A 25641-nucleotide genomic window follows, 5' to 3' on the forward strand; every position below is an offset into this window, starting at 1 on the left:
ACGCGATCCCGTGGCGTCAGGGCCTGACCGGTTTCACCTTCCGGTCGGCGCCGTTCACCCGCACGGTGACGCTTCCCCGGTTCCGCGCCCGGTCGGCGACGATCCTGTAGGACGTGACCTTCCCGTCCCGCCACGCGCAGTCGACCTCGTAGCCGCCACGGGCCCGGAGCCCCGTGAAGGATCCCCTGGCCTTCCAGCCGTCCGGCAGGGCGGGGAGCAGGTGGACGACGCCGTCGTGGCTCTGCAGCAACATCTCCGCGACGGCACCCGTGATGCCGAAGTTGCCGTCCATCTGGAAGGGCGGGTGGTTGCCGAACATGTTGGGCAGCGTGTTGTAGGTCAGCAGCCCGCGCAGCATGATCTGGGCCCGCTGCCCGTCGCCGAGGCGGGCGAAGAGGGCGGCCCGCCAGGGCCAGGTCCATGAGCGGCGGCTGTCGCCGGACACCGTCGCGGCCGTGAACGGAACGCCTTCCTTCTCACCGCACCGTGCCTTCAGCGAGACGAGGGCGGCGGCCGCGAAATCGGGCGTGTCCGGGGTGATCTGGCGGCCCGGGTAGACCGCGAAGAGGTGCGAGGTGTGGCGGTGGATGTCGGTGGGGCTGTCCAGGTCCTCCTGCCACTCCTGCAGCTGACCCCACTTGCCGATCCTGTTCGGTGCGAGGCGCGCCTGCATGTCCGCGATCTTTTTCCGGTAGGCGGGATCCGCCTTGAGCACCGCCTCGCAGTCGAGGTAGTTCTGGAACAGGTCCCAGATGATCTGCTGGTCGTACATGACGCCGTCCTCGCGCGGCCCGTGCTCGGGGGACCAGCCGTTCGGCGCGACGAGGAGCCCGTCCTCGCGCTCCTTGAGGTGGTCCTCCCAGAACTCGCAGATCTCCTTGATCATCGGGTGGGCGACGGTGCGGAGGTAGTCCAGGTCCTGGGTGAACGCCCAGTGTTCGTACAGGTGTTGCGCGTACCAGGCACTGGCGACGGTGTTCCACTCCCACGAGTTGCCGCCGAAGATGCTCTGGCTGGTGCGAGCGGTCCAGCCGCGGGTGTCCTTGCCGAAGGCGTTGCGGGTCGCCACGCGGCTGGGCACCGCCACCTGCTCGACGAACCGGACGAGAGCCTCGTGGCACTCCGACAGGTTCGTCGTCTCGGCTCCCCAGTAGTTCATCTGGACGTTGATGTTGGTGTGGTAGTCGGAGGCCCACGCCGGCTGGTTGCTGTCGTTCCACAGGCCCTGGAGGTTGGCGGGCAGGCCGCTGGGGCGGGAGGAACTGATCAGCAGGTACCGGCCGTAGTCGAACATCGTCTGCTCGAGTGCCGGGTCCTGTCCGCCCGCCGCGTAGCGCTCCAGCCGGGCGCTGGTCGGCAGAGCGACGACGGCGGCGTCGGAGGTGCCCCAGGTGACCGAGACACGGTTCATGAGGGCGCGTGTCTCGGCGGTGTGCTCGTCGCGCAGTCTGCCGTAGGGCCGGGCGGCCGCCTTGCGGAGCGTCCTGGCGACGACCGGTTCCGGATCGGCTCCGCGCCACCCGGCGGCGGCGTCGAGCTTGTAGTCGGTGCGGGCGTCCAGGAACAGGGTCAGGGTCGTACAGCCGCTGAACCGGAGTGCCGTCCCGTCGGCGCGGAGGTCGCCGTCGGTGTGTACGGCCCGGACGGTGCACGCGTGCTTGAGCCCGTTGCCCATCACACCGCTGAAGGCGATCCGCCCGGCGTCGGCGTCGACGGTCGTCGGGGCCTTCTCCTGCGCCGACGTCAGCGAGATCGCTCCGGAGAGTCCCCGCGCGTCTTCCGACGTGTACCGGAAGACCATGACGTCCGCGGACCGGCCGGCGAAGGCCTCGCGCAGGACGCGCCGTCCCGGTGCGCCGAAGCGGGTGACGTGGACGCCGTTCACGAAGTCGAGGCTGCGCTGGTAGTCGACGACCGTCCGCTGCGTGCGCGTGTCGAAACCCGTGCCTGCCAGCGCGATCTCCGCGATCTGGAATCCGGCCGGGGAGGCGCCCGGGGTCAGGGTGAGCCGGTAGGCGCGGTAGGCCGTCGTGTTGGTGATCCGGAAGGTCCGGGTGCTGCCGCGGTCGGCGAAGGGCGCGCCGGGGTCCTGCGTGTCGAGGGTCGTCCAGGCGCGCCCGTCCTGCGAGGCTTCCAGCACCCATCGGCGGGGGTCGTCCCGGGGGCGGTCCGGGGCCGCTGTCAGCGCGTACGAGGTGACGACGGCCGCGCGGGGCAGGTCGGCCTGCCAGACGACCTCCGGTGCGGGGGTGTCGACCCGCCAGACCGTGGCCGGATCACGGTCCACCGAACTGGAGATGCCTTGGGTGCGGGATCCCCCGGAGTGCCCGCTCGGCGACGACAGGTACGTCGAGCCGCCCCCGCCGAGGTCGAGGCCGGACAGCCCGACCTCGCTCAACTGGAAATGACTGACGCCTGCCTCGGGGACGAAGTCGAACCGGTAGAAGCGGTAGGCGCCGGTCTCGGCGGAGGTGAACTCCTTGGTCTGGAAACGGTTCTCGAAGGGCGCTTCCAGGGTGCGTCTGTCCAGCGTGGTCCAGGTGGCTCCGTCGGCGGAACCGAGGAATGTCCACTCCTGCGGGTCGCGCTGCGGCACGTCGTTGGCACTCGTCAGACGGTACGAGGCGACGGACACCGGTTCGGGGAGTTCGACCTGCCACTGCACCTTCGAACCGGGCCCCTCGATGCACCACTTGGTGCTCGGTGCTCCGTCGTACGTCTTGTCGACGCCCTCCGACGAGGAGCTGCTGTACGGGCCTCCCGGGGCCGTCACCTCGGGGCTCGCGCGGGGAGCGAAGGTGACGACGAGGTCACCGAAGTTCCGGTACGAGCCGAAGCCGGTCATGCCGGTGTCGAAGTCGCTGTCCGGCTTGCCCGCGAGGGCGTTGTCGTAGTTGTTGACCCCGCCCCACAGGCTCTGTTCGTTGAACTGGACGCGCTCCTCGTAGGGGTCGGCGAAGAGCATGGCGCCGAGACGGCCGTTGCCTATCGGCAGGGCCTGTGACTCCCAGTCCGTGGCGGGCACGGAGTACTTCAGTGCCTTGCGCGACAGGGTCGGCCACTGGACGCCGGCCGACGTGCCGGTCCCCGCGGCCACCGCCTGTCCCGCGGGAACACCGCCGGTCAGCTGCGTGGCCAGCGGGGCGAGGGCGAGGGCGCCACCGAACTTGAGGAGGCTTCGTCGCTGCGGTTGGGATTCATTGATCACGGTGAGATCTCCCGGCCGATTCATCGGCTCTTTCACAGGGGAAGTGGCAGCACATCGACACCTGCCGAGGGCGCGATCATCGTCGCCGGAGAATAGATCGGATGTCTAGAGGTGTGCGCTACTGACTCGACCGGCGCTGTCGCTACCGGATCCTCCGGTCGGGCCGCGGACTGCCGCGCGGCGGTGCGGGCAGCGGACGGAGCGAAGACGCGCCCCGCCGCCGCTCCACGGCGACAGCCTTCCGGACGTACGGCCACGCATATGACGAGACATACGAAAGGCCGCCCTCCCCATAAGGAGAGAACGGCCTCCGACCTGCGATGAAGCTGGTCGGGACGACAGGATTTGAACCTGCGACCCCTTGACCCCCAGTCAAGTGCGCTACCAAGCTGCGCCACGTCCCGTTGCCCGTTGTGACCTGGGGTTTCCCCTGGCTGAACGTGCACCGAAACAATACCGCACTCGGGTCGGTGGTCGCACACGCCTTTTGTCCCGCGATCACCGCTCAGTCCGGCCGGGCCCGCTCAGTCCGCGACCGGGACTCCCAGATCCGGGTAGGACTCCAGCAGCCGGGTCGGTGCCGCCTGCCGCCAGGAGTCCGCAAGGATGTCACGCAGTTCGTCCGCGTCCGCGAGGACCGCGAGCCGCACCCGCACCCAGGCGGAGCCGGCCTCGTGATCGGCGACCCAGAACTTCTCGGGCTCCGCGAGGACCAGCTCGTCGCGCTCGGCCTTCGGGCAGCGCACAGCCATGGACGTCTCCTCCTCGGGCAGGGTCGCGAACATCTTCCCCGCCACCCTGAAGGTGGGCATGCTCCAGGCGATCTTCTCCGTGGTGTCCGGCAGAGAGAGACAGATTCGGCGTACGTCTTCGGCATCCTGCATGGAAGGCACCGTAGCCAATGCCGCTGACAACCACCCTGCTGGGAGCGGGTTCCGTCAGCCGCCGGGCACCGGCTTGAAGCCCCGGTGCCGGGCGCCGGCCCGAAGCCCCGGCCGCCGTCGGGCACTTACCGGGGATCGGGGTCGGGGTCACCCGTGGAAGGCGGTACGGGCCCGGTCTCGGCCTCACTCGCGCGCGGACGGACCGGCCTGGCTCTCCCGGGGCCTCAGCCCTCGGGTGCCACCTCCGCCAGCGCCTCCAGGACCGGGATGATCAGCGGGTGGGTCTCGGCTCCCCTGCGTACCGCGGCGAAGACGCGGCGCGTGGGGGCGACGCCGTCGACGGGACGCACGACCACGCCCGTGAGATCCATGCCGCGCAGGGCCGAGCGCGGCACCAGGGCGACCCCGGCGTCCGCCGACGCGAGCGCGACGACCGCGCGGAAGTCGTCCGAGGAGTGTTCGAGCCGGGGCTGGAAACCGGCGTGCTCGCAGGCCAGGACCACCACGTCGTGGCAGGGGTTTCCCGGATACGGGCCGATCCACGGATCCTTCGCCAGCTCGGCGAGCGGCACCTCCGTACGGTCGGCGAGGCGGTGGACCTCCGGCACGACGGCGTCGAACGGCTCGGCGTACAGCGAGATGTGCGCGAGGCGGGGGTCGTCGGCGTCCGGTGCTCCCCGGTACTCGACGGCGACCGCCACGTCGACCTGCCGGTCGAGCACCATCGGCAGGCTGGCGTCGCCCTCGGCGTCCTGGACACGGAGACGGATGCCGGGCGCGGTCCGCGCGAGCCGGACCACGGCGGGTGCGACGACGAGGCCGATGCCGGTCGCGAAGGAGGCGACGGTGACCGTGCCGGCCGAACCCGAGCTGTACGCGGCGAGCTCCGCCTCGGCCCGCTCCAGCTGCGCGAGGACCGTGTTGGTGTGGCTGAGCAGGATCTCGCCCGCGGGGGTCAGCCGTACGCCCCGGGCGCCGCGCTCGACCAGGCGGTGGCCCGTCTCCTGCTCCAGGGCCGTCAGCTGCTGGGAGACCGCGGAGGGCGTGAGGTAGAGCGCGGCGGCAGCGGCCGTCACCGTACGGTGGTCCGCCACCGCACGAAGGATGTGGAGCCGCCGCGCTTCGATCATGTGACCGATTCTCTCAGAGGTTCAGTCCGCGCGGCCCTGACCTCTCGCTCCGCCCGGGCCCTCCCCCGGGACCCGGCCTGCCCTCCCCTGTGCGGTTCAGGCCCCCGCCTCCAGCTCCGCCCGGGCAGCCACGAAGGCGTCCACGGCCCGGTTCACGTCGTCCGTCGAGTGCGCGGCGGACAGCTGCACACGGATCCGGGCCCGGTCCTGCGGCACCACCGGGTACGAGAAGCCGATCACGTACACACCGCGTTCCAGGAGGAGCTCCGCCATCCGCCCGGCGACGGTCGCGTCCCCGATCATCACCGGGGCGATGGCGTGGTCGCCAGGGAGGATGTCGAAGCCCTCATCGGCCATCCGGGAACGGAACAGCGCGGTGTTCGCGGCGAGCCGCTCCCGCAGGTCGTCCGCCGACTCCAGCAGGTCGAGAACCTTGAGCGAGGCGGCGGCGATCACCGGGGCCAGCGTGTTCGAGAACAGGTACGGGCGTGAGCGCTGGCGCAGCAGCGCGACGATCTCGGCGCGGGCGGCGACGTAACCGCCCGACGCGCCGCCGAGGGCCTTGCCGAGGGTCCCCGTGATGATGTCGACACGGTCCATGACGCCGTGGAGCTCGGGGGTGCCCCGCCCGCCCGGGCCGACGAAGCCGACGGCGTGCGAGTCGTCGACCATCACCATCGCGTCGTAGCGGTCGGCGAGGTCGCAGATCTCGCGCAGCGGGGCCACGTACCCGTCCATGGAGAAGACGCCGTCGGTGACGACCAGCCTGCGGCGGGCGCCCGACGCCTCCTTCAACTGCTGTTCCAGGTCGGCGAGATCACGGTTCGCGTAGCGGAACCGGCGGGCCTTCGACAGACGGATGCCGTCGATGATCGACGCGTGGTTGAGGGCGTCCGAGATCACCGCGTCCTCCGCGCCGAGGAGGGTCTCGAACACTCCGCCGTTGGCGTCGAAGCACGACGAGTAGAGGATCGTGTCCTCCTGGCCGAGGAACGCGGAGAGGCGCTGCTCCAGCTGCTTGTGCACCTCCTGCGTACCGCAGATGAAGCGCACGGACGCCATGCCGTAACCCCAGCGGTCGAGCGCCTCGTGGGCGGCGGCGACCACCTCGGGGTGGTCGGCGAGGCCGAGGTAGTTGTTGGCGCAGAAGTTGAGGACCTCACCGGGGCGGCCGCCCGCGGTGACGTTCACGGTCGCGGACTGCGGGGTGCCGATGACGCGCTCGGGCTTGTGCAGTCCCGCGGCGCGGATCTCGTCGAGGGTGGTGCGGAGGTCGTCGCGTACGGAGTCGAACATCATCAGTTCCTTAGAGAGTCCAGTCGAGGATGACCTTGCCACCGCGGCCGCTCGCCGCGTCGGCGAAGGCCGCCTCGAAGTCGCGGTGGCCGTAGCGGCCGGTGATGACGGGCGCGAGGTCGAGGCCGCCCTCCAGGAGCACCGACATCGCGTACCAGGTCTCGAACATCTCGCGGCCGTAGATGCCCTTGATCGTGATCATGGAGGTGACGATCCGGGACCAGTCGACGGCGAACTCCTCGGACGGCAGTCCGAGCATGGCGATCCTGCCGCCGTGGGTCATGTTGGCCAGCATGTCCCTCATGGCGACCGGGTTGCCGGACATCTCCAGGCCGATGTCGAAGCCCTCGCGCAGGCCCAGCGCCCGCTGCCCGTCGGCGATGCTCGACTCGGCGACGTTCAGCGCGAGACTGACGCCGACCTTGCGTGCCAGCTCCAGGCGGTCCTCGCTGACGTCGGTGACGACGACGTTCCGGGCGCCCGCGTGCCGGGCGACGGCGGCCGCCATCAGGCCGATGGGACCCGCCCCGGTGATCAGTACGTCCTCCCCGACCAGCGGGAACGACAGCGCGGTGTGCACGGCGTTGCCGAACGGGTCGAAGATCGCGGCGACGTCGAGGTCCACGGGAACGCGGTGCACCCAGACGTTGGAGGCGGGCAGCGCGACGAACTCGGCGAACGCCCCGTCGCGGCCGACGCCGAGCCCGACCGTCGCACGGCACAGGTGACGCCGGCCGGCCTGGCAGTTGCGGCACTTCCCGCAGACGAGGTGGCCCTCACCGCTGACCCGGTCGCCCACGGCGATGTCGACGACGCCACGGCCCGTCTCCACGACCTCGCCGACGAACTCGTGCCCGAGTACGAGTGGGGCCTTGATGGTCTGCTGCGCCCAGCCGTCCCAGTTGCGGATGTGCAGGTCGGTGCCGCAGATCCCGGTCCTGAGGACCTTGATCAGCACGTCGCCGGGGCCGACGGCCGGCTCCGGGACGTCCATGAGCCGAAGCCCCGGCTCCGCCTTCTCCTTGACCAGCGCCTTCAACGGGGCTCCCGCGGGTGAGGTCCCGGATCCGGGCACGCCGAAGGACGCCCGCACCGGGTAGAGGAGTGGATTCGCCCAGCAATCTGCCGTACGCCGGTGCCCGGGGTCCATCGAGGATTTCTTAAGCGCCGCCGCAGCTTTCCTTCACACCGGACGACGGCTCCCGCGAGAGGGCCGGGGATGCGGTACGCGCGAACGGGACTCTTCACGTCCGCATGCGAGTTGATTGATCTCTCTGCGGCCACCAGCCGTATCCCTCTGCGGAAAGCTGCGAACGCACCCGGCGACCGAGGAGTCAGAAGCCCGCCATGCCCGCACCACACGTGCCCCTGCCACCCACCGACCACGTCCTGTCGCCGCACACCGGCTGGGCACGGGCGCACTGGGAGACACTCGCCGACCGGCAGCTGGAGGCCCTGGTCCCGTACGCGACGCCGGGATTCGCGCAGTACCGGCTGCCCGGCCGGACCTCCTGGTCGGGCGTGGTGTCGGACGGCCTGGAAGGGTTCGCGCGGTCGTTCCTGCTGGCCTCCTTCCGGATCGCCGGGGCACAGGGCGATGTCGATCCCCGCCTCATGGAACGCTACGCGCGGGGTCTGACAACGGGCACCGACCGCGACAGCGGCGAGGCCTGGCCCGAACTCACCGACTGCTCGCAGCAGATGGCCGAGGCCGCCCTGATCGCCGTCGCCCTGCACGAGACCCGTCCCTGGATCTGGAACCGCCTCGACACCGAGACGCGGGAGCGTGTCGTGGACTGGCTGTGGGGTCTAGTGGGCCGCCGCACGTGGGACGACCAGGGGCGCCTCCACCAGGTGGTGGCCGAGCAGTTCCTCGCCTCGGTCGGCGCGCCGTACCGGCAGGACGACATCGACGCCGGGCTCGACCGTCTGGAGGACTGGTACGCGGGCGACGGCTGGTACAGCGACGGTGAGGGCCGGACGTTCGACTACCACAACGGCTGGGCCCTGCATCTGTACCCGCTGCTGTGGAGCCGGATGACCGGTGGCGAGGCCGGCGACCGCGGCCGGGTCTACCGGGAACGGCTCGCCCAGTTCCTCACGGTCTACCCGCAGTTCTTCGGCGGGGACGGTGCTCCCGTGCACCACGGCCGCTCCCTGACGTACCGTTTCGCCACCGCCGCTCCGGTGTGGATGGGTGCCGTCGCGGGCTGTACACCCCTGGCTCCGGGCCTCACCCGGCGGCTGGCGTCCGGCACGGTACGGCACTTCGTGGAGCGCGGGGTGCCCGACGAGCGGGGCTTGTTGCCGCTCGGCTGGTACGAAACGTTCCTGCCGGTGACCCGGCCGCACTCGGGACCGGCGTCGCCGTACTGGGCGAGCATGGGGTTCCTCGGCCTGCTGCTCCCTCCGGAGCATCCGGTGTGGACGGCACGCGAACTGCCCCTGCCGGTCGAGGAGTCGGACCAGTACACCGCGCTCCCGGCCCCCGGCTGGCTGCTGCACGGTACGCAGCACGACGGCATCGTGCGCCTGGTCAACCACGGTAGCGACCACAACGCGCCGGCCGGGCCGGCCGAGGACGATCCGCACTCCGCCAAGTTCGCCTACTCGACGGCGACGGCGCCCGAGGCGGGGGCGCACGCGTGGGAACGGACCGTCGACGGACACCTCGCGCTGGTGACCCCGGACGGCGTCGCGTCACGCAGACGCACCATCGTGCCGTTGCACTGCTCGGGACGGACGGCGGCCTCCCGCTACGACGCCCGACTGCCCGGCGGCGAGCAGGAGTTCCCGGTCGAGACGACGAGTCTGCTGCGCGGTCCCTGGGAGATACGCGTGCACCGGGTACTCGCGGCGTCCGCGCTGACGGTCCGGGAGGGCGGTTACGCGGTCGCGGCCGAGACCCGGCCCACCGCGGAGCGGGGCCATGGCTGGGCGGTGGCCCGCACGGACGGCGGGCTGACCAGTGCCGTCGTCGCGCTGCACGGCTGGGACGAGGACACGGGCATCGCACGCGAGGTCGAGGCCAACGCCTTCGGTCCCCACTCGGCCACGCCGTACCTCCGGTGCGCGGCGGGCCACCCGGGCGGCACCGGTGTGTACGTCACGCTGCTCGTGCTGACCCGCGACTCCGTGCACCCCCAGGCCCTGCGCGAGTCCGTGGCCTGCGAGGTCGACGGAACGGAGGTCCGGATCACGTTCCCCGACGGCGACACCGTCTCCGTATGACCCCTGCCGCCTGACGTGATCCATGTCTGAGGAGCCACGGGTCACATACGGATCATGTGGCGCCGTCACACGCACGGACGGGCCCTGCTCAGAACCCGCCCTCCCGCAACTCGATCTGCTCGACCAGCTCCGCCGCCATCGCCTTGATCGTGTCCAGGCCGGACCTCCCCCACGGCCTGGGCTCCACGTCGGTGACGCACACGGTGCCGAGGGCGATGCCGGTCCGGTCGATGAGCGGGGCGCCGAGGTAGGAGCGGATGCCGAACTCGTCGACGACCGGGTTCCCGGCGAAGCGGGGGTAGTCGCGGACGTCCTCCAGGACCAACGCCTTGCGGCGCACCACCACATGGGGGCAGAACCCGTAGTCGCGGGCCATGCGGCGACCGGTTCCGAACGCCGCGCCGACCGTGCCGTTCGCCACTCCCACGGCTCCTGTGGTTCCTCCGGCCCCCGCGGGCTCCGCAGGGGCGACTCCGACCGCCGGCCGTGCCGGGTCGGCGCCGGCGCCGCTGCCGGGCCGGGTGTGCAGCCCGGCGAAGAACTGCCGTTCCTCACCGATGAAGTTGACCAGCGCGTACGGCGCCCCGGCCAGCTCGGCCAGCCGCCGCGCGAAGGCGTCGAGGGAGGGCTCCGGGTGTTCGCCCAGGCCCAGTACGCGCAGTCGGCGCGTTCTGGCGGGTGCCTCCTTGTCCTCGGGGGTGAGCAGCAGGCGACCGGCCGGGCGCGGCGGGTCGTACCTCATGTGTGGGCTCCGTGGCTGGGTGCGTGCGAAGGCGCGTGGGCGAGCAGGTGGCGGACGAGGGTGAGCAGGGTCTGCACTCCTGAGCTGGAGATCCGTGCGTCGCAGCGGACCACGGGCACGTCCGGGTCGAGGTCGATGGCGGCCCGCACCTCTTCCGGGTCGTAACGGAAGCCGCCGTCGAACTCGTTGACGGCGACGATGAAACCGAGGCCGCGCTGTTCGAAGAAGTCGACGGCGGCGAAGCAGTCCTCCAGGCGGCGGGTGTCGGCGAGGACGACCGCGCCGAGCGCGCCTTCGGAGAGTTCGTCCCACATGAACCAGAACCGCTCCTGCCCGGGCGTGCCGAACAGGTACAGCACGTGTTCCGGGTCGAGGGTGATGCGCCCGAAGTCCATCGCGACGGTCGTCTCGACCTTGTTCTCGATGCCGTCGAGATTGTCGGTCGCGGCGCTGACCGTGGTCAGCAGTTCCTCCGTGCTGAGCGGCGCGATCTCGCTCACCGCGCCCACGAAGGTGGTCTTGCCCACCCCGAAGCCTCCCGCCACCAGGATCTTCAACGCGGTGGGGAAAGGGTCAGAGCTGTCGTCGTAGTCCATCGAGCACTGCCTCCAGAAGAGACCGGTCAGTGGGGTTGTGGTGGAACGTCGGGGGCTTCGTGGACAGCGCCCCGCAGTCGACGAGGTCGGACAGCAGCACCTTGGTCACCGCTGCCGGCAGCTTCAGCTGTGCGGCGACCTCGGCCACCGAGACGGGGTCCCGGCACAGTTCGAGTGCCTGACTGTGCTCGGGGCCGAGGTAACCGAGGGGGGTGACACCGGTGGCCATGACCTGCGACAGGAGGTCGAGCGCGGTGCTCGGCCGGGTCCGGCCGTTGCTGACCTGGTAGGGACGCACCAGGCGTCCGGCCGCGCCATCGAGCCAGGGGCCGTCGCCGGCCGCGGCCACGTTCAAGGCCTCATCGCCGACGGCTCACCGGTGTGCTGCCTCGGCGCGGTCATCAGGTAGGGGCGGACGCTCTTGACCAGCATCGCCATCTCGTAGCCGAGCACGGCCGCGTCGGCGTCGCGTCCGGCGAGCACGGCCAGGCAGGTGCCGGAACCCGCGGTCGACACGAACAGCAGCGTGGAGTCCAGCTCGACGACGACCTGGCGTACGTCGCCGCCGTCACCGAAGCGGACGCCCGCGCTGCGCCCCAGGGAATAGAGCCCGGAGGCCAGGGCCGCCATGTGGTCGGCGCTGTCGGGGTCGAGGCCGTGCACCGACTTCACGAGGCCGTCGCAGGAGAGCAGCACCGCGCTTCTGGTGTGCGGTACGCGTTGCACCAGGCCGCTCATCAGCCAGTCGAGATCGGACGCATGGCCGGTCGGCGCATCGCTCGCCATGGGGGATCGACTCCTTGAAGTACGAAGGTCTGCGGGAGCGGAGGTGTGGGTGGAGGTGGCGTGGTTCATCCGGCTGGTGTGCTCCCGTCGTGCCGGGCGGTGAGGTCATGACCGGGCGCGGGCGCGCTCTCGCGCGGGGCGGGCGCCTCGGGTGGTTCGTGCGCTGTGTGCGTCTCGCCGATGGGCGTGGCGTCCCTACGGGAGGGCTCCGTCCGCGGGGAATCCATGGGGGCGAGCTCCATGGGGGCCGGCCCCATGGACCCGTCGTCCCTGTACCGGGCCTCTTCCCCGTACTGGAACTCGTCCCTGTTCTGGGCCTCGGCCAGTCCGATGCCACGCTGGAAAGCAGCCATCAGACCGGGGTCGTGGCCCACGACGAACTCGGAGTCCTGCCGGGGCGCGGGTCCGCCGCGCAGTTCGGGCACGATGTGTTCCTGGGCGCGCCGCTTGGGCAGTTGGGGCCTGCCCATGGTGCCGCGCACCACGCCGTTGCGCGGGACGGGCGGTGCGACCGTGTTCTCGGCGACGGCCCGCCTGTCGTCGGGCCGGATGCCGGGGACGGCCTCGGAGGGGTTGGGCCTCGACTCGGCGCCGCGCACCGGAAGCGGGGCCGGGCCTCCTCCCCCGTTGACGGCCGTCATCCCGACCGGCGTACCGTCCCGCCGCGGCTGCGCGGGCACGGCGGTCCTCGCCTCGTGCGACGAGTGGCTCGCGCTCTCCCGACCCGGCACACGCGATACGTCGGGCGAGTCGCCGGGCACGACGCCCGGCACGCGGGTCGGCGTGCCGTGGGCAGGTGTCCCTTGCGCCGTCGCGCCCCGTTCCGAAGCTCCGTGCACCGGGGTGCCGTGTACGGGAACACCGTGTGCCGGAGTTCCGTGTGCCGGAGTCCCGTGTACTGGAGTCCCGTGTACTGGAGTCCCGTTCGCCGGGGTCTCCAGACCTGCCACGCCATGGCTTCCCATGTCATGCGCATACGTTCCATGTGCCGACATGCCATGAGAGGCAGCTGTCATATGGGCGGGAGTCCCCTGTGCGGGAGTCCCATGAGCAGCGGTCCCACGGCCGGCAGTTCCATGGGCGAGCGCCTCGGGTTCAGGCGTCCCATGTGCCGGGATCCCCTGCGCAGGAGCCCCATGTGCAGGAGCCCCATGTGCGGCGATGCCGTGTGCGGGAGTCCCATGGGACGGGATGCCGTGGGGTGGGGTCCCAGGTGCGACGACACCATGGGCCGCCGCGCCGCGTCCCGGACCGCCCTGTGCCCTGGCGCCCTGCGTGACCGCCCCGTGCCCCACGCCGCTCTGGGCGCTCGGAACGCCACGGCCGGCGCCAGGTGAACCCGAGGCAGGGGTACCGGGGCCCAGCGCTCCGGCCGTCGAAATCGCCCCCGCCGGTGCGACACCGCTCTGTGGCCGCCCGGCCCCCGGCTGCTGCTCCTCCGGAGCGCCGAGCAGTGCCTGCGGCACGACGAGCACGGCCTGCACGCCACCGTAGATGTTGGTCTGCAACCGCACCGCGATTCCGTGCCGCCGTGCGAGCTGCGAGACCACGAACAGACCGATCCGGCCGTCCTGCAGCAGGCTCGCGACGTTCACCTGGTCGGGGTCGGCGAGCAGCGCGTTCATCTTGTGCTGCTCGGCCAGCGGCATGCCCAGCCCGCGGTCCTCCACCTCGACGGCGAGCCCGGAGGTGACCACGTTGGCCCGCAGCAGCACCTGGGTGTGCGGGGCCGAGAACACCGTCGCGTTCTCCACGAGTTCGGCCAGCAGATGGATCACGTCGGCGACGGCGTGCCCGCGCACGGTGCCGTCGATCGGCGGTACGAGCTTGACCCGTGAGTACTGCTCGACCTCGGCGATCGCGGACCGCAGCACCTCGGTCATGGAGACCGGGTTGCTCCACTGCCGACGCGAGACGGCGCCACCGAGCACCGCGAGGTTCTCGGCATGGCGCCGGATGCGGGTGGCGAGGTGGTCGACGTGGAAGAGGCCCTTGAGCAGGTCCGGGTCCTCGATCTCGTTCTCGAGCTCGTCGAGGATCGAGATCTCGCGGTGCACGAGGGACTGCAGCCGCCGGGCGAGGTTGACGAAGACCTCCACCTTCTGCTCGCTGCCCGCGTGGCTGGAGAGCTGGGAGGCCTGGACGACCGCGGTGACCGCACTGTCGTGGGCGGAGGCCAGGTCCTCGGCCAGCAGATCGAAGTCGTCGGCGTCCTGGGCGGGCCGGCTGTCCGGCCGGCGGGCGGGCGGCGCGTCACCGCGGCGCAGTGTCTCGACGAGGGTGTTCAGATCGGCCTGGCCGCGAACGCAGGCGCGGCGCAGCGCCCCGATGCGGTCGTGAACGGACCGGGAGGCCCGGTCGGCGGCAACGGTGGCGATCACGATGCCCGCGAGAGCGACCGCGACGGCTCCGCCGAGCACGATCCACAGGGTGGGGCCGGGGCGTGCGGCGGTCGTACGGACGGTGAAGAGCACTGCCGCGCTCGCGCTGAGGGCCACCGCGATGGGCGGCAGGATTGCGAGACGGAGCAGCTGGGAGCGTATGTGCGTCTCGGGCAGCGCCGGGGTGGAGCGGGCGACCGGTCGTCCGTGCCGTCCGCCCTCGCGGCGGTCTGCGCGGGCGGCCGGTGCGCGAAGGTGAGACATCGACGTCCTCGTACTGGTGTGTCGGGGCTTGTGGGGGCTCCCCCGGGTCTGCGACCGAGGCATGCGCCGACTGGGGCATGCGCCATCGCTCGCGCCGGTCGAGAGAGCCGAAGAAATCGGCCCTCTGTCGCTCAGCGGACACTCACAGTAGTCGCCACCGCATCAGGTGCGGTGGGCAGTTGACAAAGTCCGACGGCCGACGTCCCGCTCTGGTATGAGCGTTCGTACGACAGACCGATAAACCCCTCGTACGTGCGCCCCCTTGGTCTACCGATCCGATCAGACCTGGTCAGAAGCGGTCAGCGAAAATCGGCGAGGGCCGAGGAGCAAGTCGCTCCTCGGCCCTCGCCGATCACCTTCGCGCACGTCCATGTCACCCGGTGGGGACGGATTCCGGGGCTCCGGAGCCGTCCGCCCTGTCCGGCGCCTTGTCACGCGGCGTGTCGTGCACCGCCTTCTCCTCGGCGGGCCAGCCGCCGGGGGGCGGCAGGGCGACACCTCGCCACCAGGGCTCGGACGGGACGCTTTCGGCCGTGGGTTCGAAGGGTTCACCGGGGCGGGGCAGCGCGACCCGGGCACCGACCGCGCGCGCGGCGGTGACGGTGCCCTCGCCCGGCTCGGCCCAGGGGTGCGTCGACAGATTGAACGTGGCCCAGTGGATCGGCAGCATCACACCGGTGGGCCGTCCGCCCTGCAGGTCGAGGTGGGCACGCATGCCCTCCTCGGGCGTCATGTGGATGTCGGGCCAGAATTCGCTGTACGCGCCGATCTGGATCATCGTGGCGTCGAAGGGACCGTACTCGGCACCGATGTCCTTGAAGCCGGTGAAGTATCCGGTGTCGCCGCTGTGGTAGATCCGGTGCTGGTCGCCCGCGACCACCCAGGAGGCCCAGAGGGTGTGCTGCGTGTTGCGCAGGCCGCGGCCGCAGAAGTGGCGGGCCGGTGTGGCGGTCAGGGAGATTCCGCCGACCTTCGTCGTCTCGTTCCAGTCCAGCTCGCGCAGCCGGTCCGCCGGGACACCCCAGTGCTCCAGGTGGGCGCCGACGCCCAGGGGCACCGCGAACACCGTGTCCGTGCCGGCCAGGGCCTTGATCGTGGGCAGGTCGAGGTGGTCGTAGTGATCGTGGGAGATGACGACCACGTCGACCGGGCCGAGCGCCGCCAGCGGCAGGGGCGCGGGATGCAGCCGCTTGGGCCCGGCGAAGGCGAAGGGGGAGCACCTCTCGCCCCAGACGGGGTCGAAGAGCACCCGGTGCCCGTCGATCTCGGCGAGCACGCTGGAGTGGCCCAGCCACGTCAGCCGCAGTCCGCCGGCCGGGGGCGAGGCGAGGTCGGCGAGAGTCGTGGCGTGCACCGGCACGACGCCCGCCGGGGCCCGGCGAACGCGCTCCTCCTTACGGAAGAAGGCCTTCGCGAACTCGAGCATGGCTCCGTCCGGACGGGGAGCGCCCTCGGGATTACGGAAGACGCCGTCCGCGAAGTTGGGCGATCTGCGGATGCGCTCCATGCGCTCACCACTCGGATCCGCGCCGAACGCGGCAGGGCGCAGAGCACGGAGCCCGGAGCTCAGAGAACGGGAACCGGTCACGGCACCTCCAGGTGGATCGGTCTGGATTTCCATTATGGTCGCCGTCTCCGACAGCGCCGGGTCGCGCGGGCGACGGTGCGGTGTCCGTGCCGGGCACGGCGGAAGACACCCGGACGCCGTCACCCGCACCGACGAGCCGTGCAGCACGTTGACAGAGACGCCCGGCACTTTCGATACTGACCGATCATTCAGTAGCGAGTTGCCGGGACCGGCACCGGGACACTGGTGCGCCCGGTTCCACGTCGGTCAAACGCTCCGACGCCCCTTCCTGTTCCCGAGGAGACCCGTGACCGCCCCGGACCGTGTTCCCCTGATCTCGCTCACCTGGACCGACCACGTCACCGGCCGTCAGGGGCACCTGGTCGTGGACCGGCTGGTGCGCGGTGTCTCCAGCGGCGGGTTGCGCATGCGGGCGGGATGCACGCTGGACGAGGTCGCGGCACTGGCCCGGGGAATGACCATGAAGGAGGCCCTGCACTACAACCCCGAGGGACGCTATGTCCCGCTGGGCGGCGCCAAGGGCGGGATCGACTGCGACCCGCAGGACCCGGAGGCCTACGGGCTGCTCGTGCGCTATCTGCGGGCCATGCGCCCCTATATCGAGAACCACTGGACCACCGGGGAGGACCTCGGCCTGACGCAGGACCTGGTCGACCGGGCCGCTGCGGAGGCGGGGCTCGTGTCGTCGGTCCAGGCCGTGTATCCGCTGCTCGACGACGAGGACGCGGCACGGCGGCGGCTGGCGGACGCGTTCGCGGTCGAGGTGGACGGCATCGGGCTGGACGAACTGGTCGGCGGCTGCGGCGTGGCCGAGTCGGCGCTCGCGGCGCTGGACCGGGCCGGGGTCCCGTACGCGGGGACGCGGGTCGCCGTGCAGGGGTTCGGCACGATGGGCGGGGCCACGGCCCGGTTCCTCGCGCGCGCGGGACTGAGCGTCGTGGCGGTCGCCGACGTGAAGGGCACGATCGCCAACCCCGCCGGGCTGGACGTGGACGCGCTGCTCGCCGCCCGTGACACCTACGGCACCGTCGACCGCTCGGCCCTGCGTCCCGCCGACCGTGAACTGCCCGGTGAGGCCTGGCTGTCCGCGGAAGCCGACGTGCTGGTACCGGCGGCGGTCTCGTACTCCGTCGACACCGCCAACCAGAGCCGGATCACGGCGCGTTGGATCGTCGAGGCGGCCAACATGCCCGTCCTGCCCGAGGCGGAGGAACTGCTCGCCGCGCGGGGTGTCACCGTTCTGCCGGACGTCGTGGTCAACTCCGGGACCAACGCCTGGTGGTGGTGGACGCTCTTCGGCGACATCGGGGCGGACGCCGACGAGGCGTTCGCGTACACACGGCGTTCGATGCGTGCCCTGATCGACCAGACCCTCGCCCGCGCGGAGGCCGACGGGACGACACCGCGGGCGGCCGCGCACGCGATCGTCGCGGACCGGCTCCCGGTGATCGCCGAGCGGTTCGGCTGGTACCGGTGACGGTCCGGACGCGGCCGGTAACCGACCCTCCGACGGCGCGGCCCCCGGTCACGCAATAGGGTTGCCCGGTGGCAAGAGTCCGGTTGAGCGTGGCGGCGCGGCGTGAGGAGTTGCTGCGGGCCGCCATCCAGCAGATCGAGGCACGCGGTGTGTCCGCGGTGCGGATCGCCGACGTGGCGACCGCGCTCGGGGTGAGCAACGCGCTGGTGCTCTATCACTTCTCGACGAAGGAGAAGCTGGTCGCCGCCGCGTTCACGTACGCGGCCGAGGACGACCTCGCCCATCTGCGCAAGCTGCTCGGGCGCCGGACGACGGCGCTGCGGCGGCTGCGGGCCGCCGTCCGCTGGTACGCGCCGACGGGGCAGGCCAAGGGCTGGCGGCTGTGGATCGAGGGCTGGGCGGTGGCGCTGCGCGAGCCCGCCCTGCGGGACGTCACCCGTGATCTGGACCGGCAGTGGAAGGCCGCGCTCGCCGGGGTGATCGCGGAGGGTGTGGCGGCGGGCGAGTTCCGCTGCCCGGACCCGACGGGCACGGCGCTGCGTCTCACCGCCCTGCTGGACGGGCTCGCCGTCCAGATGACGGCGTACTCGGGCGCGGTGTCACGTGCCCGGACCCAGCAGTGGGTGGACGAGGCACTGGCCCGCGAACTGGGCCTGGAGCGCGCGGCGTTGACGGCACCGGGCGCCTGAGACGACGTAACGCGGGCGCGCAGGCGGACGACGTACCCCCGCGCGAAGGCGGACGACGGCGAGGGGCGGCCCGGGCCGCCCGACACCATCGGCCGGGAGGCCCCGGGCACCCTCGGGCCTGCGAGTCACCGGCCCACCCCACCGCGTCCGGTTCGTCCCCGCCCGCTTCTGCCTTGCCCGGGAGCCCGCCGGGGAACTGTCCGGCCCCTGGGGCCCGGCAGCCCTCGCCGCCCCACAGCCCTCCGGGCCTTCAGGCGACCGCTTCGATCCACAACTTGATGTCGCCCGGCGACAGATTTCCCTTCGCCACCACGTGGTCGCCGGAGGACTCCCCGCGCAGCCGGCGGCCGATCCACGGCACGAGGTACTCGCGTGCCCACTGGACGTTGTCCCGCCGCATCTCCAGCGTGCCGCGCGGCGGCAGCGTCGGCCACGGCTGGTCCGGATCCGCGGGCACCTCCAGGCCGAGGACCTGGCCGGCGCGCAGGGCGACGCGGGTGTGCCCCTCGGGAGACAGGTGGAGCCGGTCGCCGTCCCAGGCCCGCCGGTCCTGGATGGTCTTGAGGGACCACAGGTCGAGCACGGGACAGCCGTACCGGTCGGCGATGGCCCGGATATGGAGGTTGTACGTGGCGATCTTGCCGCGCATGTGCCTGAGTACGGGTACGTCACGGGTGTCGAAGCCGGTCGTCACGAGGACCGTGCCGACGGCCGACGTGAGGTCCGCGACGGCGCGTTCGAAGCGCTCCGCGACCTCGTCGGGGTCGGTGCCGGGCCGGATGATGTCGTTGCCTCCCGCGCAGAAGGAGACCATGTCCGGCGCGAGCTCCTTGGCCCGCCGCAGCTGGTGCTCGACGATCTGGTCGAGCAGTTTCCCGCGGACCGCGAGGTTGGTGTAGTCGAACTCGCCCTCGGGCCGCCGGTCCGCGAGCAGTACCGCGAACCGGTCGGCCCAGCCCACGAAGGAGCCGTCCGGGCCAGGGTCGCCGACGCCCTCGGTGAAGCTGTCCCCCACCGCCACGTACGACCCGATCACTGATCTGTTGTCATTCTTCGAATCGTCTGCCACATCGGCCCATGATTCACCTTCGCGTGTGAGCTACGCGACCGTAGGAAAGGGTTGACGGGCGGTGAGATAGGCCACTCGTCAAGTGTTGGTCAATCCCGGAATAAGGGGGCGGATCAAGGGCGTTGCCGCAGCTCGCCGACCCGGAAGTCCGTGATCGCGAAGTGGCTCCACACGGTCCGGAACGCGAAGTGCCCTCGCGTGTACGGCTCCGGGTCGTCGTGGTCGAAGACGAGTCGCCCGTTGTTCCACCACTGGACCGTCGAGCCGTCCGAGACGATCCGGACCCTGTTGGGCCGGTTCGCCGTGAGCAGGGGTTCCGTGTAGTCGAGGATCAGCGGCCGTACGCCCGCCTCGCCGACGTAGCGACGCAACCTGGTCGTGGTGTTGCCGTTCGCGCCGTATCCGGCGTAGTACGTCCTGAGGTGGTCGTACTCGGCGAGCGCGCCGCCCCGGGGCGTGGCGAAGAGGTCGTCGGGTGAGCGCGCGTCGGTGGCGTTCCAGAAGTTGTTGAGGTCCGAGACCCGGTCGTTGGCCCCGCCCGCGGAGATCGCCGTGGCGGTGTACCCGATGACGTACGGCCCTCGCAGAGCGCGCCTGAACCAGACCGTCGCGCCGCTCGGCACGTCGATGTCCAGGACGCCCCGCGCGGCGGTGACGGTGCCGCCGTCCTGGAGCTCGGTCGCCCACTGGGAGAGACCGTGCCGGAAGTCGTCGCGGGCGATGAGCCGGCCCGGGCGGTGGCGGGACGACGCACTCGCCTGCCGTCCCGGGACGAGCGCCGCGAGCCCGGCGCCCGCGGCCAGGGCTCCGAGCGCTCTGCGGGTGGTCGTCATGGCGGCTCCTTCGGGCGTCACGGTCGCAGAAAGCGCTTGCGGAGATCACTGTGTCCGCACCGGTACGCCCTTGTCGAGACGTCGCCCGGCCACGCCACAGGACCGCAACAAGCCGACCCAGGAAGCCGGCACACCGAAGGCCGGACCCCGGGGATCACAGGGTCCGGCCTTCGGAGACGAGCCGGGCAATACGGGCCCGCGGAGGCGGGCCGGGCGTCAGACGGAGACGCCCTTGGCGCGCAGGTACGCCAGCGGGTCCACGTCCGAGCCGTAGTCCGGGGTGGTGCGGATCTCGAAGTGCAGGTGCGGGCCGGTCACGTTGCCCGTCGCGCCGGAGAGGCCGACCTGCTGGCCCCCGGTCACGGCCTGCCCGGCCGAGACGGAGAGGGAGGACAGGTGGGCGTACTGGGCGTAGCGGCCGTCGTCGAGCCTGAGGACGACCTGGTTGCCGTACGCGCCGCCCCATCCGGCGGAGACGACCGTGCCCGCGCCGACGGCCTTGAGCGAGGTGCCGGTGGGAACCACGAAGTCGACACCGGTGTGGTAGCCGCTGGACCACATGCTGCCCGACATCTTGTACGGGGTACCGACCGTCGCGCCCGCGACCGGCATCGCGAAGCCGGAGGCGTTCGCCGCCTTGGGCGCCGCCGGCTTCTTGGCGGCGGACTGGGTGGTCTTGGAGGCGGGTGCGTCCGCGCTCGGGGTGGCGGCCGCGGCCTTTCCGCCGAGCGTGAGCTTCAGACCCGGGTGGATGAGCGCCGGGTCGGCGCCTATCGCCTTGCGGTTGTCCTCGTACAGCTTCTTCCAGCCGCCGCCGACGTCCTGCGTGTCGGCGATCTTCGAGAGGGAGTCGCCCGCACGCACGGCGTACGTCTTGGTCGCGACCTTCTTGGCCTCGGCCTTCCGGTCGGCGGCCGGCGCGGAATCCGCGGCCTTGCCCGCGACGTCCGAGGCGCTCGCGACGGACTCGGCGGCGGACTGCGGGGTAGCGGCGTGCGCTCCGGCGGCTCCGAACAGCGGGATGGCCAGTGCGGCGCCCCCGGTGCCGGCTGCGGCGATGGAGCGGGAGAGACGCTGGGACTTGGGACGGCGGTGCTTACCCTTCGCGGGCATGGCGAATTCCTCTCCGGCGCCTGCGAGGTGAGCTGTCGGGTGCGAGCTGGAGATGCCCGGCCGTGCTTGCGCACGACTTAACCCCTAGCCGTTCCGGAGACCGGAACAGGCGTTGTACCTGTGGGTCCCCCGCTCCTGCCATGTACGGGTGAGTGAGCGGATTCCGGGCGGTGGCAGGATTGGGCGTCCGTCCGGATTGGAGGTGAACGTAAGCGACATGAAGACACGGAAACAACCTTTGGGGTTTCCTGTGTGCCCCGTTCTCTTGATCCGTGACCGAAATGACAGTCACCCTGAGTCAGTACGGGATCTCACCCGTCCGTTAAACCCCTGAAAACACACGTGAATTGCGTGAACATGGCGACAGCGGAACGTCACGAATATGACGCTGCTCACGGGAGCCGCTCCAGGAGCCTTTATTCCAGAGCGAGTTGGAACTAAGGCTCCAATGCGGACACAACAGTCACATGCGACGCAGTCGGATAACTGCCGCATCAAGGTCGCCACGCAGCCCCGTCCGCAACCCGTGATGCAACAGCACCGCACCTCGGTGGACTTCGCCCGTTTCGAGGCATTCGTACGAAGTCGCCGGGTCGAGGCCCCGCAGGCGCACCGGCGGGACCGGCTCGCCGTAGTGCTGCGCCTGGAGCCAGGCGAGGACGACGGTTTCGCCGTCACGGACGTACTGGACCGCGCTCATACCGCCCTGCGGCGTCCGCAGCCGGTGAAGGTCACCGCCCTGCACGACGGGCCGGATCTCCTTGTAGAGCTCCACCCAGCCCCGCGCCTCGGCCAGCTCCTCGTCGCTCCACCGCGTGAGGTCGCCACCGACTCCGAGCACCCCGGCCATCGCGCTCACGAACCGGAAGCGCAGCGAGCTGACACGACCGTTGAGCTGCGCGTTCGGGCTGTCGGTGACCCAGGCGGCCATGGCCCGGGCGGGGTGCACCTGACTGAAGCCGTGCTGGATGGCGAGCCGGTCGAGGGGGTCCGTGTTGTCCGAGGTCCACACCTGGTCCGTACGCGCCATGATCCCGAGGTCGATCCGGCCGCCGCCGCCCGAGCAGGACTCGAAGGCCACCCCCGGATGGGCCGCCCGCAACCGGTCCAACAGGCCGTAGAGGGCGTGCACATGATCCACCCAGAGGCGCTGCGGGTACGCCTCGCCGGGCCATCCGGCATCGGTGAAGCAGCGGTTGAAGTCCCACTTCACGTAGTCGATCGGGGCGCTGGAGAGCAGCGTGTGGAGCTGCTCCCACAGGTACTCCTGGACGTCCTCGCGGGCGAGGTTCAGGACGAGCTGATTGCGCAGTTCCGTCCTCTTTCGTCCCGGATGGAACTGCACCCAGTCCGGGTGCGCGCGGTACAGCTCACTGTCCGGGTTGACCATCTCGGGCTCGACCCAGATCCCGAACCGCATCCCGAGCGCGTGCACGTCGTCGGCGAGGGGCTTGAGGCCGGCCGGGAAGCGGTCCGGGTTGGGCGTCCAGTCGCCGAGCCCGGCCCGGTCACTGGTGCGCGTCCCGAACCAGCCGTCGTCGACCACGAACAGTTCGACCCCCATCGCGGCGGCCCGCCGCGCGAGGGCCCCCTGCTGCTCCTCGGAGATGTCGAACTCGGTGGCCTCCCAGGAGTTGTAGAGCACCGGCCGGTCCTGGTCCGCGTCCGGGATCACATGGGCCCGCTGGTAGGCGTGCCACGCGCGGCTCGCCCCGCCGAAGCCGCCGTCGCTCCACAGTCCCGCGAAGACGGGCGTGACGAAGCTCTCCCCCGGCTCCAGCCGCAGCAGTCCGGAGTCGTCGTATCCGGCCCCGCCGGTGATCTGCACGCGTGCGTCCGGCAGCTGGGCCACCGCGATCCGCCACGTCCCCGACCAGGCGAGCGCGCATCCGTAGACCTCGCCCAGCTCCTCGGTCGCCGAGCCGTCCGCGTCCAGCGCGACCCACGGCAGGTGCTGATGCCCCGTGTGCCCCCGCCGGCTGCCGATGGTCTTCTCGCCGTAGGTGAGCTCGGAGCGCACCAGACGGGACTCGGCCGCCCACCGTCCGTGCAGCTGGGACAGCCGCCATCCGTCGCGCTGCGGCAGCGTCCAGGTGGCGGAGTCGGCGCGCAGCACCTCCAGGGCGGGTCCCTCGTTGGCGAGGGTCACCCACCGCTCGACGACGTCGGTCCCGGCCCGCATCCGGTAGTGCAGCGTGATGCCGAGTCCGGAGTCGGAGAACCGCAGCCGCAGCTCGTCGCCCTCGGCCCCGCCGGTCTCGTGCCCCTCGAACCGCCACTCGGTGCCGCGCCTGTCCTGCGTACGCACGGAGAGCGCGGGCCGGACGAAACGGGGGCCGCCCTCGACCGGGTACTCCTCATGGCCGTCGAGGGTGGCCTCGAAGGGCCAGTACTCCGGTCCGGGGCCCGCGGCGAGCGCCTCCGCGTCGGCGAGCCCGATCCTCGGGCCCCAGTGCAGATGAAGCAGCTCGTCCTCGTCACCGAGCCGCAGGCCGTAGCTGCTCGTGGGTCCCGAAAGAAGCCACGTACGGCCGTCTGCGCCGATCTCTACCATCAAGCCCTCACATATTCGAACAGGCACGCTCAAGCCCCAACATCATCAGGGTCCGCGTGCCTTTCCGGCAACGTCTGTGGACAACTCATTGGCCTACGAACCAATGTCGTATCGTCGGACACGCATCTCGCCGACGAGCCGCGTCGGCGGCGGATGGGAGGAGCCCCCGTGACGCAGCAGGTCCCGTCGACCGAGCCCGAGCTGGCTGGAGTGCGCAACTTCCGCGACGTGGGCGGCCTGCCGACGGTGGACGGCCGGCGGGTGGCGTACGGGCGGCTGTTCCGCAGCGGTCACCTCGCGCACGCCACGGCGTCGGACGCCGCGTTCCTCGCCTCCCTGAGCCTGCACACGATCTTCGACTTCCGCAATGCGGCGGACCAGAAGCTGGAGGGGCCCGACGTCGAGCTGCCCGGGGTGCGCAATGTGAATCTGCCACTGACGGACCCCGCCGACGGCGCCGAGTTCTGGACGATGGTCCGTGACGGGGATCTGGACCAGCTGCGGCAGCTGCTCTCCGACGGCCGGGCGGCGGACCGCATGATCGGCTCCTACCGCACGATCGTCAAGGAGCGCACGAGCGAGCTCCGTCAGGTGCTGCACTCACTGGCCGAGGACAGCGTCCCGGCCCTGATGCACTGCGCGGCGGGCAAGGACCGGGCCGGCCTGTCCGTCGCCATGACGCTCCTCGCCGTGGGCGTCGAGCGCGAGGCCATCGTGACGGACTACCTGGAGTCGAACGCGGCGCACCGCCGTTACCGCGTCAGCCGCAGCGGCTCCTCCGACTCGGCGTACACCCCCGAGGTGATGGAGCTGCTCAGCCCTCTCTTCGACGCACGTGCCGAGTATCTGGCCGCGGCCTTCGAGACGATCGAGGAGACCTGGGGCAGCACCGACGCGTACCTGGAGCAGGCGCTCGGCGTGACGCCCGAGATCCGGGAGCGGCTGCGGAACCGGTTCCTCGACTGACCCGGCCGGGCGCCCCCGGTCCGGTGACCGCTACTGCCCCTGGGCTCCGAGGGAGAACAGCAGGTAGATGAAGGCGGCGAAGACATGCCCGACGGCCACGTAGATGATGAGCCGCACCCACAGCGCGCGCGGGAACTTCTCCTCGATGTCCTTCATCAGGACTCTCCTCGGTTCGTCGTCGGTCCGAGGCACAGGGCGGCCGTCGGGCTCTGCAGCAGGGTGTGTACGAAGAGCAGGTCGGCGCCGTCCCGGTCCGCGGCGGCGATCCGGTGGGGGGTCAGCGAGTCGAAGTGAGCGCTGTCGCCGGGTTCGAGGACGTGGGTGGTGTCCGCGAGCCGCAGCCGCAGCCGCCCCTGGAGGACGTACAGCCACTCCTCACCGGGGTGGACGCGCACGATGTCGCCCTGCGACCCGTGGGGGACGTGCACGCGCAGGGACTGCATGCCGCGTCCGGCGGCGCCGGCCGGCCAGTACGTCCAGCCGCCGGCCCGGGTGGGCTCCATGTCGGCGGCGCGCACGACGGCGTCCCGCTCGGTGACCGTCTCCCCGAGCAGGTCCGAGACGGTGGTGCCGTAGATGCGGGCCAGCGCGAGCAGCATCGGCAGCGAGGGCTGGCGCTGCCCGGTCTCCAGCCGGGAGAGGTGGGCGGGCGAGAGCCCGGCGGCCCGGGCCGCGGACTCCAGGGTGAGCGTCGCGCGACGGCGCAGCGCACGCAGCTGGGGGGCGACGGCCGGCAGCTTCTCCCCGGCTGCCGCCGGCTCGGAAGGGCTCGTACCCTTGTCAGGGTTCATGTGGTCCATTGAGCCGCAGGCTTGCCTCGGAGACAAATTCCTT

General features: G+C 71.2%; 21 protein-coding genes, 1 tRNA gene and 1 riboswitch. Of the genes, 4 read left to right on the forward strand and 18 right to left on the reverse strand.

Annotated features, from left to right (window positions below):
• Positions 1 to 16: 16 nt before the first annotated feature.
• From O1Q96_RS31355 to tdh, 6 genes are all read right to left on the reverse strand, one after another.
• Positions 17 to 3208: a glycosyl hydrolase family 95 catalytic domain-containing protein gene (locus tag O1Q96_RS31355; protein ID WP_269251363.1), complete on the reverse strand. Its 3192-nt coding sequence runs from the start codon at positions 3206 to 3208 to the stop codon at positions 17 to 19.
• A gap of 327 nt (positions 3209 to 3535) precedes the next feature.
• Positions 3536 to 3612, reverse strand: a tRNA-Pro gene (locus O1Q96_RS31360).
• 120 nt (positions 3613 to 3732) lie between these two features.
• A complete protein-coding gene (locus O1Q96_RS31365) occupies positions 3733 to 4092 on the reverse strand; it encodes an MmcQ/YjbR family DNA-binding protein (protein WP_269251364.1) in 360 nt (119 codons plus the stop codon).
• 224 nt (positions 4093 to 4316) lie between these two features.
• Entirely contained in the window at positions 4317 to 5222 is a 906-nt protein-coding gene (locus O1Q96_RS31370; protein WP_269251365.1) for a LysR family transcriptional regulator, read from the reverse strand.
• A 96-nt stretch (positions 5223 to 5318) separates the two neighbouring features.
• Positions 5319 to 6518: a glycine C-acetyltransferase gene (locus O1Q96_RS31375; RefSeq protein WP_269253797.1), complete on the reverse strand. Its 1200-nt coding sequence runs from the start codon at positions 6516 to 6518 to the stop codon at positions 5319 to 5321.
• Between the two features lie 10 nt (positions 6519 to 6528).
• Positions 6529 to 7557, reverse strand: a complete 1029-nt coding sequence (gene tdh, locus O1Q96_RS31380; protein ID WP_269251366.1) for an L-threonine 3-dehydrogenase — start codon at positions 7555 to 7557, stop codon at positions 6529 to 6531.
• A 308-nt stretch (positions 7558 to 7865) separates the two neighbouring features.
• Between tdh and O1Q96_RS31385 the strand changes: the two genes are divergently transcribed.
• Positions 7866 to 9749, forward strand: coding sequence for a DUF2264 domain-containing protein (locus tag O1Q96_RS31385; RefSeq protein WP_269251367.1), 1884 nt, complete (start codon positions 7866 to 7868; stop codon positions 9747 to 9749).
• A gap of 88 nt (positions 9750 to 9837) precedes the next feature.
• On the opposite strand, the gene O1Q96_RS31390 is transcribed toward O1Q96_RS31385, so the two are convergent.
• The 6 genes from O1Q96_RS31390 to O1Q96_RS31415 all read right to left on the reverse strand — a co-directional run bounded on the left by O1Q96_RS31390 (position 9838) and on the right by O1Q96_RS31415 (position 16106).
• Positions 9838 to 10491, reverse strand: coding sequence for a GAF domain-containing protein (locus tag O1Q96_RS31390; protein ID WP_269251368.1), 654 nt, complete (start codon positions 10489 to 10491; stop codon positions 9838 to 9840).
• Entirely contained in the window at positions 10488 to 11087 is a 600-nt protein-coding gene (locus O1Q96_RS31395) for a GTP-binding protein (protein WP_217458720.1), read from the reverse strand. Before O1Q96_RS31395 ends, O1Q96_RS31390 begins: the two co-directional genes overlap by 4 nt.
• Positions 11065 to 11436 (reverse strand): DUF742 domain-containing protein, encoded by a 372-nt coding sequence (locus O1Q96_RS31400; protein ID WP_269253798.1) that lies wholly within the window; start codon positions 11434 to 11436, stop codon positions 11065 to 11067. Before O1Q96_RS31400 ends, O1Q96_RS31395 begins: the two co-directional genes overlap by 23 nt.
• Before the next feature lie 2 nt (positions 11437 to 11438).
• On the reverse strand, positions 11439 to 11873 hold the full coding sequence (locus O1Q96_RS31405) for a roadblock/LC7 domain-containing protein (protein WP_269251369.1): 435 nt from the start codon (positions 11871 to 11873) through the stop codon (positions 11439 to 11441).
• Between the two features lie 65 nt (positions 11874 to 11938).
• The gene (locus tag O1Q96_RS31410) at positions 11939 to 14518 is read right to left on the reverse strand and encodes an ATP-binding protein (RefSeq protein ID WP_269251370.1); all 2580 of its coding nucleotides are present in this window, start codon (positions 14516 to 14518) and stop codon (positions 11939 to 11941) included.
• A 373-nt stretch (positions 14519 to 14891) separates the two neighbouring features.
• On the reverse strand, positions 14892 to 16106 hold the full coding sequence (locus O1Q96_RS31415; RefSeq protein WP_269251371.1) for an MBL fold metallo-hydrolase: 1215 nt from the start codon (positions 16104 to 16106) through the stop codon (positions 14892 to 14894).
• A 286-nt stretch (positions 16107 to 16392) separates the two neighbouring features.
• On the opposite strand from O1Q96_RS31415, the gene O1Q96_RS31420 reads away from it, so the two are divergent.
• Together O1Q96_RS31420 and O1Q96_RS31425 are read left to right on the forward strand one after the other, a co-directional pair.
• Positions 16393 to 17583: a glutamate dehydrogenase gene (locus O1Q96_RS31420; RefSeq protein ID WP_269251372.1), complete on the forward strand. Its 1191-nt coding sequence runs from the start codon at positions 16393 to 16395 to the stop codon at positions 17581 to 17583.
• 68 nt (positions 17584 to 17651) lie between these two features.
• A complete protein-coding gene (locus O1Q96_RS31425) occupies positions 17652 to 18272 on the forward strand; it encodes a TetR/AcrR family transcriptional regulator (protein ID WP_269251373.1) in 621 nt (206 codons plus the stop codon).
• Between the two features lie 250 nt (positions 18273 to 18522).
• Here the strand turns inward: O1Q96_RS31425 and O1Q96_RS31430 are convergent, their stop codons facing one another.
• The 4 genes from O1Q96_RS31430 to O1Q96_RS31445 form a co-directional block, all read right to left on the reverse strand.
• Positions 18523 to 19308: an SGNH/GDSL hydrolase family protein gene (locus O1Q96_RS31430; protein ID WP_269251374.1), complete on the reverse strand. Its 786-nt coding sequence runs from the start codon at positions 19306 to 19308 to the stop codon at positions 18523 to 18525.
• A gap of 146 nt (positions 19309 to 19454) precedes the next feature.
• Positions 19455 to 20174, reverse strand: a complete 720-nt coding sequence (locus O1Q96_RS31435; protein ID WP_269251375.1) for a DUF6250 domain-containing protein — start codon at positions 20172 to 20174, stop codon at positions 19455 to 19457.
• A 216-nt stretch (positions 20175 to 20390) separates the two neighbouring features.
• Positions 20391 to 21287: a M23 family metallopeptidase gene (locus O1Q96_RS31440; protein WP_269251376.1), complete on the reverse strand. Its 897-nt coding sequence runs from the start codon at positions 21285 to 21287 to the stop codon at positions 20391 to 20393.
• A 2-nt stretch (positions 21288 to 21289) separates the two neighbouring features.
• Positions 21290 to 21456: riboswitch (cyclic di-AMP (ydaO/yuaA leader) on the reverse strand.
• Positions 21457 to 21750: 294 nt separating this feature from the next.
• Positions 21751 to 23841, reverse strand: a complete 2091-nt coding sequence (locus O1Q96_RS31445) for an alpha-galactosidase (RefSeq protein WP_269253799.1) — start codon at positions 23839 to 23841, stop codon at positions 21751 to 21753.
• 168 nt (positions 23842 to 24009) lie between these two features.
• Here O1Q96_RS31445 and O1Q96_RS31450 point away from each other — a divergent pair, with 168 nt between their 5' ends.
• Positions 24010 to 24807: a tyrosine-protein phosphatase gene (locus O1Q96_RS31450; RefSeq protein WP_269251377.1), complete on the forward strand. Its 798-nt coding sequence runs from the start codon at positions 24010 to 24012 to the stop codon at positions 24805 to 24807.
• Positions 24808 to 24837: 30 nt separating this feature from the next.
• Here the strand turns inward: O1Q96_RS31450 and O1Q96_RS31455 are convergent, their stop codons facing one another.
• Complete coding sequence (locus tag O1Q96_RS31455; RefSeq protein WP_269251378.1) at positions 24838 to 24963, reverse strand: DUF6126 family protein; 126 nt, start codon at positions 24961 to 24963, stop codon at positions 24838 to 24840.
• On the reverse strand, positions 24963 to 25598 hold the full coding sequence (locus O1Q96_RS31460) for a helix-turn-helix domain-containing protein (protein ID WP_269251379.1): 636 nt from the start codon (positions 25596 to 25598) through the stop codon (positions 24963 to 24965). Before O1Q96_RS31460 ends, O1Q96_RS31455 begins: the two co-directional genes overlap by 1 nt.
• Positions 25599 to 25641: the final 43 nt, after the last annotated feature.

Origin of the sequence: Streptomyces aurantiacus (assembly GCF_027107535.1) — a bacterium.
GTDB lineage: Bacteria > Actinomycetota > Actinomycetes > Streptomycetales > Streptomycetaceae > Streptomyces.